The 14025-nt window shown below is 53.0% G+C and carries 8 protein-coding genes; 1 reads left to right on the top strand and 7 read right to left on the bottom strand.

Translation table 11 applies throughout. The annotated features are described in order from the left end of the window. Window positions 1–90 precede the first annotated feature (90 nt). Entirely contained in the window at window positions 91–2508 is a 2418-nt protein-coding gene (locus tag F0P93_RS08975; protein WP_150876044.1) for an ABC transporter permease, read from the bottom strand. 62 nt (window positions 2509–2570) lie between these two features. Beyond that, window positions 2571–5021, bottom strand: coding sequence for an ABC transporter permease (locus tag F0P93_RS08970; RefSeq protein WP_150876043.1), 2451 nt, complete (start codon window positions 5019–5021; stop codon window positions 2571–2573). 43 nt (window positions 5022–5064) lie between these two features. On the opposite strand from F0P93_RS08970, the gene F0P93_RS08965 reads away from it, so the two are divergent. After that, window positions 5065–5544 carry a Uma2 family endonuclease gene (locus F0P93_RS08965; RefSeq protein ID WP_150876042.1) on the top strand — a complete coding sequence of 160 codons (480 nt, stop codon included), beginning with the start codon at window positions 5065–5067 and terminating at the stop codon, window positions 5542–5544. Here the strand turns inward: F0P93_RS08965 and F0P93_RS08960 are convergent, their stop codons facing one another. The 5 genes from F0P93_RS08960 to F0P93_RS08940 all read right to left on the bottom strand — a co-directional run bounded on the left by F0P93_RS08960 (window position 5545) and on the right by F0P93_RS08940 (window position 14007). Beyond that, a complete protein-coding gene (locus F0P93_RS08960; protein ID WP_150876041.1) occupies window positions 5545–7923 on the bottom strand; it encodes an ABC transporter permease in 2379 nt (792 codons plus the stop codon). It lies immediately after the preceding gene. Window positions 7924–8124: 201 nt separating this feature from the next. Beyond that, a complete protein-coding gene (locus F0P93_RS08955; protein WP_150876040.1) occupies window positions 8125–10542 on the bottom strand; it encodes an ABC transporter permease in 2418 nt (805 codons plus the stop codon). Between the two features lie 91 nt (window positions 10543–10633). Next, window positions 10634–13054 (bottom strand): ABC transporter permease, encoded by a 2421-nt coding sequence (locus F0P93_RS08950; RefSeq protein ID WP_150876039.1) that lies wholly within the window; start codon window positions 13052–13054, stop codon window positions 10634–10636. Between the two features lie 33 nt (window positions 13055–13087). Further along, complete coding sequence (locus F0P93_RS08945; RefSeq protein WP_150876038.1) at window positions 13088–13282, bottom strand: hypothetical protein; 195 nt, start codon at window positions 13280–13282, stop codon at window positions 13088–13090. Window positions 13283–13329: 47 nt separating this feature from the next. After that, entirely contained in the window at window positions 13330–14007 is a 678-nt protein-coding gene (locus tag F0P93_RS08940) for an ABC transporter ATP-binding protein (RefSeq protein WP_114403935.1), read from the bottom strand. Between the last annotated feature and the right edge of the window lie 18 nt (window positions 14008–14025).

Below are 14025 nucleotides of genomic sequence, written 5' to 3'. Positions count from 1 at the left end.
ACATTTTTTAGTTATGAGTTATGAGTGAAGAGTTATATGCGTCAGCCAACCGTGCGGGTGGCCCCGTCATAACTCTTCACTCATAACTCTTCATTCCGAACGAAGTGAGGTAACCGGGTTCATCAAAGCGGCTTTGATGCTTTGAAACGAAACCGTGGCAAAGGCGATCAGGATGGAAACCGCGCCGACCAGCGCAAACACCCACCATTCCACGTCGATTCGGTAACTGAATTCTTTCAGCCAGCTTTCCATCGCATACCACGCAATCGGGGTCGCAATGACGAGCGCCAGCAGCACCAGTTTCAGAAAGTCTTTGGAAATCAGAGCGACAATTCCCGTAACGGACGCCCCCAACACTTTCCGAACGCCAATCTCTTTGGTGCGCCGTTCGATGGTGAACGTGGCCAGTCCCCACAACCCAAGACAGCAGATTACCAGGGCAATACCGGCAAAAACGCGGAGGAGCGAGAATTGCCGCTGTTCGTCTTCGTACAGTTCCTGCAGGCTGTCGTCCAGGAATTTGGCATCAAACAAGCTTTCCGGATAAATTCTTTTCCAGGCTGTTTCAATGGCCGCCATCGTGGCCGTGTAGTTGCTCGTCCGCAAGTTGAGTCCAACGGAAAAGTAGAACTCCGGCAGGTTCATCAGCACCATTGGCTCAATCGGTTTGTGCAGCGAACTGGTGTGAAAATCCTTCACGACGCCCACCACTTCGGCTTCAATATCGTTGATACCCACCCGAATCCGACGCCCCAGCATCTGTTCAGGTTTGGCATAGCCCAGTGCCTTGACGGTATTTTCGTTCACCACAAAAGCATACCGGCGCTTTTCTTCCGGTATAGCACCCGAAATCGCCACGGTATCGCGGTGTTCGAGAAACCGTCCGGCGACCAGTTTTAAGCCGTACGTCTTGAGGTAATCGGCGTCGGCCAGTTTGAGCGAGATGTTTATTTTCTTCGTCGGATTGGCGGGGTCGGGGCGCATGTCGGTACCGAAATTGTTGGGTGATGTCGGCGCTCCAAGCGCAAACGAAAGGTGCTCGACCCCCGGAATTTGCCGCAGCGAGTGTCCCAATACCGCCATTTTCTTCGAATCCGGGATGGCAACCGTAACAATGGCATCCCGTTTGAAACCCAGGTCTTTCTGCCGGAAATAGTTCATCTGCCGGTAAATGATCAGCACGCCCACCGCCAGAATGAGGGATACGGAAAACTGGAAAACGACCAGTCCCTGCCGCAGCCAGACGCGTCCGGAGCGAAGACCACCAGCTTCGGGTACGGTTTTCAACGCGCGGATGGGTCGGAAACGGGCCAGGAAAAACGCCGGATACAGACCCGCCAGCAAGGCCGTGAACAACGCCAGAGCCGCCAGAATACTGCTGGTCTGAAGCCACTCAGAGGTAATCTGTTTCTGCAAAAAATCGTTGACGACCGGTAATAAAGCGTTGGTCAGCAGCAACGACAGCAGAGCCGAAATACCGGTCAGCCACAGGGCTTCGCTCAGAAACTGCCAGACCAACTGGCTTTGCGTGGCCCCAATCACTTTCCGGACGCCCACTTCCTTGGCGCGCGTCATGGCGCGTGCCGTCGACATGTTGATAAAATTCACGCAGGCTATCAGCAAAACAAACAGACCAACGGCACCGAAAACGTAGAGATACGTGGGCGAAATGGCAGCCGTCAGGATGGTGCCCTCGTAGTCGGGGTTGAAATGGATGTCGTGGAGCGGCTGGAGAACCAAGGTGCTGGTTTCGCCGTCGCGGCTGGAAAAGTATTTTTTCTCAGCCTGTCGAAGCCGGGCGGCATACTGCTCCGGCGATTGGCCCTCGGGCAAAACCGCAAACACACTCCCGCCGGAGCGAAGTCCCCATTGGTCGATGCCGAATGAAAAATAGGATTTCATCGACAGGAAAGACACCAGCATCGTTACCGGAAAATTCGTTTGGGAAGGCATATCCCGCATGACACCCGCCACCTGCACCTTCAGGTCGTTGTTGAGTCGCAGCGTTTTTCCGAGGGCCGAAGCCGAGCCGAAATACTTTTGAGCGGTTTTCTGGGTTAAGATGACTTTATTGGGTTCGGCGAGAACATTCTTCCCGTTTCCTTCGACCATTTCAATATCAAACAGATCGATGAAGTCGGGTTCCGCAAAAACGACGTTGTCTTCTTTCAGAATTTTCTGGGGCGAAACCAGCACGGAAAGGTCGCGGTCGGCGTGAATGCGGGTCACTTTGGACCAGTCGGCGAAGTCGGTACGAATCGCGGGCGCCAGCGGATAGGGGGTAATTCCCGACTTTTCGGCCTCGGCACCCGTTGTACGGATGAGGTTCACGCGGTAGATCCGGTCGCCCTGCTTGAGGTGTCGGTCATACCCCCATTCGTTCTGAATAAAGAGCAGGATCAACAGACAGGTCGTCAGGCCGAGCGTCAAGCCGATCAGGTGAATGCTCGTGGTGGTCGGGTGTTTCAACAGGTTCCGCCAGGCGATTTTGAAGTAGTTACGCAGCATATCCTTCTTTAGTTACGAGTTATGAATGAAGAGTTAATTCTTCACTCATAACTCTTCCTTCTTCATTCCGAACGCAGTGATTTCACCGGGTTCATCAACGCGGCTTTGATGCTCTGGAAACTGACGGTGATGAACGCGATCAGTAACGCCAAACCGCCAGCGGCTACGAAAATCCACCACGGAATTGTGATCTTATACGCAAAGTTTTGCAGCCATCGATTCATGGCCCACCACGCCATCGGTGACGCAATCAGAATGGCGATGACGACCAGCTTTAAAAAATCGGTGGAAAGTAGCAGCACGATGTGGGATATCGAAGCGCCCAGCACCTTCCGAACGCCAATTTCCTTGGTGCGTTGCTGAGCCGCAAAAGCCGCTAACCCGAACAGCCCGAGGCAGGAAATCAGGATGGAAATGGCGGTGAAATAAGTCACGATGCGCGACGTACGGATTTCGGCCTGGTAATTTTTCTGGAAATCTTCGTTCAAAAACGAATATTCGAACGGCTCGTCGGGGCGCAGGGCTTTCCATTTCCGTTCCAGAAAACCCAGCACGGTTTCCATGTTGTCTGAATTGACGTGCGCAATGATGTAGTTGAAATTCGGGCGGGTCATCAGCATAAAAGCGTAGGGCTCAATGGGTTGATGCAGGTTTTCGTGGTGAAAGTCTTTCAGAACACCAACCACTTCGTACTGGTACGTCTGCCCGTGCCAATTAAAATTCAGTTTTTGCCCAATGGCTTTGCGGAGTGGAATCTGAAGCTTTCGCAGGGTTGATTCATTGACAACGAGCCGGTTATTAGTATCGCCGGGAAATTGCCGCGAGAACAACCGTCCGGCTACCAGTTTGAAACCCATCGTTTGAAGGTACTCAAAATCGACCTCGCTGTTTTTGACATTCTGCATTTCATTGACGGTTTGATCCGGGCGATACAAACCAAAATCCGTGGGGTTCATAATGCCGGGATAATACTGGGTTCCGGCCGCCGAAACCACCTGGTTATTCCGTAAAATCTCATTCCGAAACGCCGTATACATCCCGCGCGACTCACTGCTCCGCAACGGAATGGCAATTTGCTGATCCTGCGTAAAACCCAGCGACTGATTCCGCAAAAACCGCATCTGTTCCTGAATCACGAACGTGGCCAGCACCAGCCCGATGGCGACCACAAACTGAAAAACCACCAGCCCGCGACGCAAAGCCACCGCCGACAGGCTGTTGACAAACTTGCCCTTCAGCACCTGAGCCGGATTGAACATCGACAGGAAAAACGCCGGGTAACTGCCCGCGATTAAGCCCGTCAACAGCGTCAACCCGATGAAAGACAGAGCAATTGACGGTTCCAGCAATTCCGACACCTGCAAGGATTTGCCGGCCAGTTGATTGAATACCGGCAGAAGCAGGGCAATCAGCCCCAATGCAATGACAAGCCCCAGCAACGACAGGATCATCGACTCGCCCAGAAACTGCCCGATTAGTGAACCCCGTTCCGCGCCCATCACCTTCCGAATACCGACTTCAGCCGCCCGTTTGGCCGACCGGGCCGTTGAAAGATTCATGAAATTAATACAGGCAATCAACAGGGTGAAAACCGCAATCGATGCCAGGATGTACAGATAGGTGGTGCTGTTGGTCGGCGTCACAATAGCCTGAATCTGGCTGTATAAATGAAGCTCCGGAACGGGAATCAGGAAGAGTCGTTTATCGTAACCGTACCGTTTCAGCTCACTGCGCATGTATTTTTCGACAAACGCCGGTATTTTCTGTTCCAACTGCTGTGCGTCGGCATCCGGTCTTAACCGGAGGTAAGTAGTAAAGAGGTTGTTATTGGTATAATCCAGATTGGGCTGCCGAAGGTAATTGCCGATCATGCCGACATACATCGGTACAAAAAACCGGGCATCGATGTGGGAACGCGAACTTTCATCGCGGTAAACGCCCGACACCCGGAAATTGTCGCCGTTGCCTGTCGAACCGCTGATCCGAACGGTTTTGTTCAAGGCGGGTGTATTTCCGAAAAGTTTATGGGCGACCTCTTCGGATAACACAATCGAGTTGGGCTGAAACAGGGCCTTTTTAGAACTGCCTTCCGTGAATTCGTAGGAAAAAAGATCAAAGAACGTCGAGTCGACCTGATAGCCCTGGGTTTCGTAAAATGACTTCATCGGCTTGCCGGTTTCCTGCACCTGCAGCAACGTTTTGTCATCCATGATGTTGACATAAAGCCGCGCGACTTTTTCGACCTCCGGAAATTCCGATTGAATCGCGGCTGCCATCGGCCCCGAAAGGCGGGGATATTCTTCATTTAATCCAGGCGATTTGACGGCGCTCGACATCAAATACAATTGCTTCGCGTGCTGGTGGTGCTGATCGAACGATAACTCGCTCCGGATGTAAAGTAGTAACAACATGCAGCACGTCAAACCGACCGAAAGGCCCAGAATGTTGATGGCCGAAAACGACTTGTTTCTCAGCAAGTTCCGAACGGCAATTTTCAGATAGTTCGTTAGCATTTTTGTTATCTTTAAACTTCAATCCGAAAAAACTCTCTTGGTTATGGAAGCTACCATTGAACAACTCTCTGACTACGAACGCGAACGCGGAAAACCAATGCCCACACTGAATCACTCTATTGTGCAAGGCAATTTAACTTTTGCTTTGCAACTGCATTATCGAACCAAATACACCTTTCTGCCGGAGATTAATTTAACTATGCCGGAACGCCCGGATACCGTACCGGACATTGCCATTTATCCTAAACTCCAGGTCGACTTTCTGCACGACGTTACGTCCATGACTCAAATGCCGCTCACGGTCATTGAGATTGTTTCGCCTTCGAAATCCAATGACGATATTCTGGCTAAATTCGAGCGGTATTTTCTGGCCGGTGTTCAATCATGCTGGCTGGTTTTGCCCAGTTTTAAAGCGATTTCGGTTTATTCGGCCATTGGGAAATACCAGTTTTTTACCGATGATACCACTCTTACCGACCCGGTAACCGGGATTGAACTACCGCTAAATGATATTTTCGCTTAACTATTCTGATTTCAAACTCTTCACCGGATTCATCAAGGCGGCTTTGATGCTTTGAAAACTGACGGTGGCAAAGGCAATCAGAACGGCCAGCAGCCCCGCCAGCGCAAACACCCACCACGCCAGGTCAATCTTATAGGCAAAGGCAGTTAGCCACTGGCTCATCGTCCACCAGGCAATCGGGGTTGCGATCAGGATTCCGATCAGCACCAGCTTCAGAAAATCTTTGGAAAGCAGCGCGACAATGCCCGTAATCGACGCACCCAGCACCTTGCGGATGCCGATTTCTTTGGTACGTTGCTGAGCTGTGAAGGTCGCTAACCCAAATAAACCGAGGCAGGAAACCAGAATGGCGATTCCCGCAAAGAAGTTGAACAACTGCCCCGTCCGCTGTTCCGATTTATACATTTCGTTGTATTGCACGTCCATAAACTGGTAGTCGAACGGATAATCGGGGCTGTACTTTTTCCAGAGTTTTTCGGTAGCCGCAATGGCTTTGGACGCATCCCGACCCGTGGTTTTGACGTAAAGCCGCCCCAAATTGGTGTTGTTTCGGTAAAAGAAAACCGCCGGTTCTACTTTCTGACGCAGGGAAGCAAAATGGAAATCTTTCACGACACCGATGATGATTCCCTTCGTCTGACCGAGCGTAAAACGCTTGCCGATGGGATTTTTAATGCCCGTATTTTTCACGGCGGTTTCGTTCAGGATGACGTGCATCGAGTCGGCGGAGGAGCCGGTAAAGGTCTCGCCCTGCACCATTTTCAGGCCGAAGGTGGCAATGAAATCTTTCTCGACCTGCATCCGGTTGATGATAAACATGCTGTTTTTGGGCTTTCCGTCCCAGTCCGTATCGCCGGTCGAATTGCCTAAACTGAGCAGATTGCCATTCGAAGCGGTTACGCTCCGGACGCTGGGCTGGCGCGACAATTCGGCCTTGATCGCATCGAAATGCTTCAACATATCGCCGGTCATCCAGAACGCGAAGACATTTTCCCGGTCATAACCCAGGTTGCGCTCGCGCATAAACCGCAGTTGGTTGCCGATGACCAGAGTTCCTACGATCAAGGCCGTCGAAAAGGCAAATTGGGTGATCACCAGTGTTTGCCGGAACGTAACGCCTTTGCCGCCCGTGGCCATTTTTCCGCGCAACACTTTCAAGGGTTCGAACGACGACAAAACCAGAGCCGGATAGATGCCCGCAACGGCGAGGGTAAATACCAGCGCGCCCACCAGCACCAGCCAGGTCTGCGGATCGGCCAGCGAGAAGGGCTGGGTTTTGCCGGTTAGTTCCTGATAGGTCGATTCCAGCCCTTTGATCAGCCCGATGGCCAGCAGCAGCGCGACGACAAAAATCAGGAGCGATTCGGCCAGAAACTGGCCAATCAGGTGTTCGCGACCCGCCCCGACGACCTTCCGGACACTCACTTCCTTCGCCCGTTGCGTGGCCCGCGCCGTGGCCAGGTTGACGTAGTTGATGCAGCCGATGGCCAGCAGAATCAGGGCGACGATGCCCATCATTTTTACTTCCTGTATGGCTCCCGGTGTGCCGTCGGGCCGGTAGAGGTGGATGTCGGTCAGCGGTTGCAGGCGGTACACCGTCACCTGATCATATTTATTGCTGGCATGGTGAACGTCGTTCAGGGTTTTTACCAGCTTGTCCAGATTGGCGCGCGGATCGACCCGGAAATACGTTTGGGCGAACCAGTTGCCCCAGTCCGAATCCATGGTTTTCCAGTAATCACCGGGAGCGCCACTGTATTGATTCGCCAAAATCTGCAACGGAAACAGCATATTACACCGGATGCTGGAGTTGTCGGGAAAATCCCGGATGACGCCACTCACGACAAAGTTCTGCTTTTTCGGAACGGAATACAGTACCTTTCCAACCGGTTCAGCCGAGCCAAAGTATTTCAAAGCCGCTGACTCCGTCAGAACGACCGATTGCAGGTCCGGGAAAGGACGTTCGCGGTTGCCTTTCACCCATTCGAAGCTGAAAAACGTAAAGAAACCCGGATCGACGTAGACGGCTTTTTCCTCCACCAGCGTTTTTTCCTGCACCTTGAAAGGCGAGACATCATAATTCCCGACGATGCGCACGGCGTCTTCCACCGACGGCATCTGCTGTTTGGCATAAGCCGCCACGGGGGCCACGATCTGGCCCGAAAACTGCTGCGCCGTGCCGGAGCCAAAACCGCCATTGATGCGGTAGATCCGATCCGCATTCGAATGAAAACGGTCGAAACTCGTTTCGTCTTTCACCCACCAGAGCAGCAGAATACCGATTCCCAACGCCACGGCCAGTCCGCCAATGTTGATGGCCGAGTAGCCTTTGTTGTTGAGCAAACCCCGCCAGGCGGTTTTGAAGTAATTGCGAATCATACCCCTTTTTTTAGTTAAGAGTGAAGAGCATTAACCAAACTCATCACTTTTAGGACTTACGTCTGATAATTCATTGCACTTCCGCTTTTGCCCCTAAATCCCCTAAAGGGGACTTGGACGCAGTCTAATCCGGATGCTAAAAGTCCCCTTTAGGGGATTTAGGGGCAAAAGCGGAAGTCCTAACTCTTCACTCATAACTCGTTATTCCGAACGCAGCGAGGTAACCGGATTCATCAGAGCCGCTTTTACGGACTGAAACGAAACCGTCAGCAGCGCAATCGCCAGTACCAGCACGAACGGGAGTGCAAAAAGCCACCAGTTTATATCGGCCCGAAAGGCATACGTGTTGAGCCACTGGCTCACGGCCAGCCACGCCAGCGGAGTCGCTACCACGCAGGCAATCAGAATCAAAATCGCAAATTCTTTATACAACATCCGCACGATCTCGGGCACCGTGGCGCCCAGCACCTTGCGAATGCCAATTTCTTTGGTCCGCTGGGCCGTGGTGAACGACGCCAGCCCGAACAAGCCCAGGCACGCGACCAGAATCGCTAAACCGGTGAACAGACCGAACACCTGCCCAAACCGCTGATCGGCCTGGTATTGCGCGTTGAAATGTTCGTCCAGAAAGAAGTATTCAAACGGATTGCCGGGGAAAAACCGGTTCCATTCGCTCCGGACGGTAGCAATTGTGGTGTTTAGTTGACTGGAAGCCATTTTGATCGAAAAATAACCGCCCGCATCCGGAATGAGCCGGAGAATCAGCGGTTCGAAGGCATCCCGCAGCGATTGCTGGTGAAAATTGTCGGTGACGCCAACGATGGTAAACGTTTCGCCCCAGAAATCAATTTCTTTGCCAATCGACTCTTCCGGCTTGTTGAAACCCAGTTGCTTGATCGCCATTTTGTTGAAAATGACGGCTTTCTTTTCCAGGCCGTACTCTTTCGAAAAATCGCGCCCGGCCAGCAGTTTCAGGTCGAAGGTTTTCAGGAAGTCGTAATCGACGGCAATCACCCGGTATTGGCTTCCCTTGCTTTCGTCGGTGCCTTTCAATCGAATGCCGCCCGCGTTCCAGTCCGACGCCTGACCCGGCACCACCGACGACGCGGCTACGTGCCGGATGGCGGGTTGGCGCAGCAGTTCTTCTTTAAAAGCCACCATCTGCCGCATGAACGTGGAATCTGAACGGATGATGGGCGGATTGACGACCAGCGTCTGATCGATGTTGATACCCAGACTTTGTTCCTGCATGAAGCTGATTTGCCGAAAAACCGCCAGCGTGCCGACGAGCAGAAACAGCGAAGCCGCAAACTGAAAAATGACCAGCGATTTCCGCAGAATGATGCCCTGCCGCGACGTCACCATCTTGCCTTTCAACACCGTGACCGGCCGGAAACCGGACAAAACAAACGCCGGATACAAACCCGAAAAGAAGGTTCCAATGATGAACAAGGTTGCCAACGCCAACCAGAACGACCCGTTGCCCAGCAACGACAGCGTCAGGTGCTGGCCCGACAGTGCGTTGAACAGCGGCATCACGGCCACGACAAAACCCAGCGCCAGAATCACCGCCAGGCCATTCAGCAAGACCGATTCGATCAGGAATTGCCGGATCAACTGCCCCCGTTGCGAACCGACGGCCTTGCGAATGCCGACTTCTTTGGCCCGGTTGATGGCCCGCGCCGTCGCCAGATTGATGTAGTTAACCCAGGCAATGACGACGATGAAGAACGCAATCGCCAGCAGCAGATACACCGTGTTGCCGTCGCCATTGGGCTCGGCTTCCTCCATCAGGTGCGAGTAGAGGTGAATGTCTTTCAGGGGTTGCAGCGTATAGACCGCACCGGCATCGTATTTTTTCAGTTCGGCCCCAATGGTTTTTTCAATATACGGCACAAATTTGGCTTCGAGGGCTTTCGGATTGGCGTCGGGGCGCAGCAACAAATACGACATCGCTCCGTCCCACATCCAGGCATTGTCCGGATTGTTGTCCGGCCCCATTTCTTTCACAAACGTCACGTGCGGAATCAGCAGATCCGGGTGCAGGTGCGTGTTGGCCGGCATATCTTTGTAAACGCCCGTTACTTTAACTGCTTTCCGCTGGTTGAACCGGATGGTTTTGCCCATGGCCTGTTCGTTTCCGAATAGCTTTTTCGCAACGGTTTCGGAAAGTACGACGGTATTGGGTTCAGCCAGCGCGGTGGTGGGATCACCGGCGAGCAGGGGATAGGAGAAGATTTTGAAGAACGATTGGCTGGCCACAAAAACCTTCTCGACTTTCAGGCTTTTTTCGCCGTAATCGGCAATCAATGCCCGGCGCTTCAGCACTTTGACGTAATCTTCCACCTCCGGGAAGGTCGCTTTGAACGAGTTGCCAGCCGCCTGGGCACCCCCGGCCCATTGCGTGCTCAGTTTGCCCTTGTCATACCGATCCTGTTTGACGCGGTAAATCCGATCGCCCTTCGCGTGAAACTGGTCGTAGCTCAGCTCAAAATCCACATATTGCAGAATCAGGAGACAAGCCGCAATCCCGATGGACAGTCCGACAATGTTGATGGCCGAAAACACCTTGTGGCGCACCAGATTCCGAAACGCGATTTTGAAATAGTTCGTTAGCATGTTGTGTAAAATTATGAGTGAAGAGTTATGAGTTAAGAGTTAGAAATGCAGACATCCATTTTAACTCTTAACTCATAACTCTTCACTCTTTTCACTCCGAACGAAGTGAGGATACCGGATTGGTTAAGGCCGCTTTGATACTCTGGAAACTGACGGTGACCAGGGCGATCAGAATGGCGAGCAAACCCGCGACGGCGAACATCCACCAGGCCAGTTCGATTTTGAACGCGTATTCTTTCAGCCACTGACTCATCAGCCACCACGCCAGCGGGGATGCGATGACAATGCCGATCAGCACCAGCTTCAGGAAGTCTTTCGATAGCAGGATGACAATGCTGGTCACGCTGGCACCCAGTACTTTACGCACGCCAATTTCTTTGATTCGCTGCGCCATGATCATGATGGCGATGGCAAACAGACCCATGCACGACAGCACGATGGCCACTCCGGCGGCTGTAATGAATAGTTTGGCCATTTGTTCTTCCGACTGGTATTGCCGGTCGGTATTTTCGTCGAGGAAACTGCCTTCAAATTCAGATTTTGGAGCAACTTCCTCCCAGGCTTTTTTCAAAACCGCCATCGTGGCCGGCACGTTGTCCGGAGCAATTTTGACCAGAACGTAGCCAATCGGCCAGTCGTGGCTCATGAGAAGGGTATTGGGCTGCACGGTTTTCTTGAGCGATTCGTGGTGGTAGTCTTTCACCACGCCGATGACCACCAAAGGCGGCTCGCCATCGCTCACGTTCAGCAGGGTGCCGACCGGGTTTTTCTCGCCCAGTTCCTTCGCCATCGTTTCGTTGATGATGACGCTGGTGGTGGTGTCGGTTGCGTACTGACGGGAGAAATCGCGCCCGGCCAGCAATTTGATGTCCAGGGTTTTCAGGTAGTCGTAATCGACGGGTTGCCAGTGGCTCCGAATCGTCCGGTTCTTGTGGTCAAAGCCCACAATCGACGTCACCGTGGAACCATCCAGACCACGGCCAAAGTTTTTATACGCGCCCGTTACGCTTAGCACCCGGGGCTGTTGTGCCAGCTTGTCCCGGAAAAGATTCAACGCCTGCCGTCCATTGACCGAGCTGCCAATGGGGATGCTAACGACCTGGTTTTCATTAAATCCCAGGGGCATGGTGCGCAGGAAGTTGACTTGTTGCCAGGCAATGAGCGTACAGGCCATCAGAAACGTGGCAATGGCAAACTGAACAATGAGCAGGGTGTTGCGAACCGCTCCGGTTTTTCCCAGTGAAACTTTTCCTTTCAGAATCTGAATGGTGTTCAGTCGAGTTACAAACAGGGCCGGATAGCCGCCAGCTACGAAGGTAATCACCAGAAAAGCCATCAGCATGGAGACGATTACGGTAGGGTCGGCGAGGGAGGAGAGGGACGCTTTGGTTCGTAGAATGCTGTTCAACTCGGCGACCAAAGCCGTGACCAGCAAACCACCCAGGACCAGCGAAATCAGGCAAAGGATGAAGGCTTCGCCCCAGAATTGAAAGACCAGTTGTTGTTTTAAGGCCCCCAGCACCTTGCGCATACCGACCTCGCGGGAGCGCGTCATGGACCGGGCCGTAGAAAGATTGATGAAGTTGATGCAGGCAATCAGCACGATGAAACCGGCCACCACCAGCAGCAGAATCGGGTAAGAACGTTTGACGGGCGAGCCATTGCCTCCGCCCACCTCGGTGTCGAAGTGCATGTCGGTCATCGGCAACAACCGCAGGCTGGTCAGGTCGCCGTTTTCGTCGGGCTGCCCGCCGTCGCGTTTGAGGTTCAGGATCGAATTGGCGAGGTATTTGGTGACGAAAGGCCGGAGTCGTTGTTCAAACGTGGCTTCGCTTATTTTCGGATCGACCTGGACGAATACCGAATGAAACCGGTTGTCCCACTGGTCTTTGTTTTGCTGGTATTCCGGGTAGGCTTCAAACCGGGCCAGCAGGTCGAACTTCAGGCTGGAATTGGTGGGCGCATCGGCAATCACGCCCGACACCACGAACGGTTTCCAGGTTTCGTTCAACCGCAGCGACAGGGTTTTTCCAACAGGGTCGGCGGTTCCGAAAATCGACTGGGCGGTTTTTTCGCTGATGACGATGTTACTCAGGCTGTTCAGAACAGTGAGTGAATTGCCCTTCCGCATCGGAAACGAAAACATTTCGAAAAAATCGGGATCGACAAACCGGACGCTCTTGTCAAATTCCTGATCGCCGTACCGTACCGCTCCACCGCCATCGACCACCCGCGTAATGTGCGCGATCTCCGGCAGGAGTTCTTTGCGGAGCGACGGTGCCAGGGGAGCAGGCATCGTCGCCGATTTGTTCGTGGGTCCCGACTGCTCATACACCATGAACAACTGCTTGCCGTTGGTGTGGAAGTTATCGAACGTCAGGTGCGACCAGGCGGCCAGAAACAGCAAAAGGCAGCTCGCAAACGCTACCGACATGCCAATGACGTTGACCAACGCAAACGTTTTGTGTTTCCACAGATTACGCAGCGCAATTTTAGTGTAGTTGAGAAGCATAAGAAAAAGCGGGATCGTCGGTGAGCCGTCGTACTACTGTGCCAGAGTCCGCACGAACTTCACCAGCGTTGGTTGGGATACCTGGCAAGGGGTTCGCTGGCTATCCTTTGTCTTCGGGACATACTGTTTCACCTTCCGGTGGGCCGAAAAAAGGTTGTGTGGATGACCAATGGCCGAAGCCGACTGGCCGATACAAACCATAAGAAACAAAAGGATCAGCGTTTTCATAAAAAGGTTTCTGAACCGCACGGGCCACCCGTGCGGTTCAGAATGTATCACACGTGGAAATTCTCCGTCACAATCTTGCCGTCGAACAGGTTGACGATGCGGTGGGCAAAACCGGCATCGTAGGGTGAGTGCGTCACCATGATGATGGTTGTACCTTCCGTGTTCAACTGGTTCAGCAATTTCATCACTTCCTCCCCGTTGGTGGAGTCCAGGTTACCCGTCGGCTCATCGGCCAGGATCATCTTGGGTTTGGCAACCACCGCGCGGGCAATGGCCGTCCGTTGCTGCTGACCACCGGAGAGTTGCTGCGGAAAGTGGTTGCGACGGTGCATGATGTTCATCCGTTCGAGTACTTCCTCCACCGCTTTCTTACGGTCTTCGGCGGGGGTTTTCAGATACAGCAGCGGCAGTTCGACGTTTTCGTAAACCGTTAGCTCGTCGATGAGGTTAAAGCTCTGAAACACAAAGCCGATGGAGCCTTTCCGCAACTGCGCCCGCTGACGTTCCGACATCTTCGACACCTCGGTGCCGTAGAAGTGGTATTCGCCTTCCGACGGGTTGTCCAGCAGGCCGAGGATGTTGAGCAGCGTGGACTTTCCACAGCCCGACGGACCCATCATAGCCACAAATTCGCCGTCCTTAACATCCATGGAAATGCCGTGCAGCGCGGTGGTTTCGACTTCTTCAGTCGCAAAAACTTTTTGTAGGTTTACGGTACGTATCATATTGTCTGACTGGTTTCT

Origin of the sequence: Larkinella humicola (genome assembly GCF_008727875.1) — a bacterium.
In the GTDB taxonomy this organism is placed as follows: Bacteria; Bacteroidota; Bacteroidia; order Cytophagales; family Spirosomataceae; genus Larkinella; species Larkinella humicola.
This window is presented reverse-complemented; position numbering and strand designations above follow the sequence as displayed.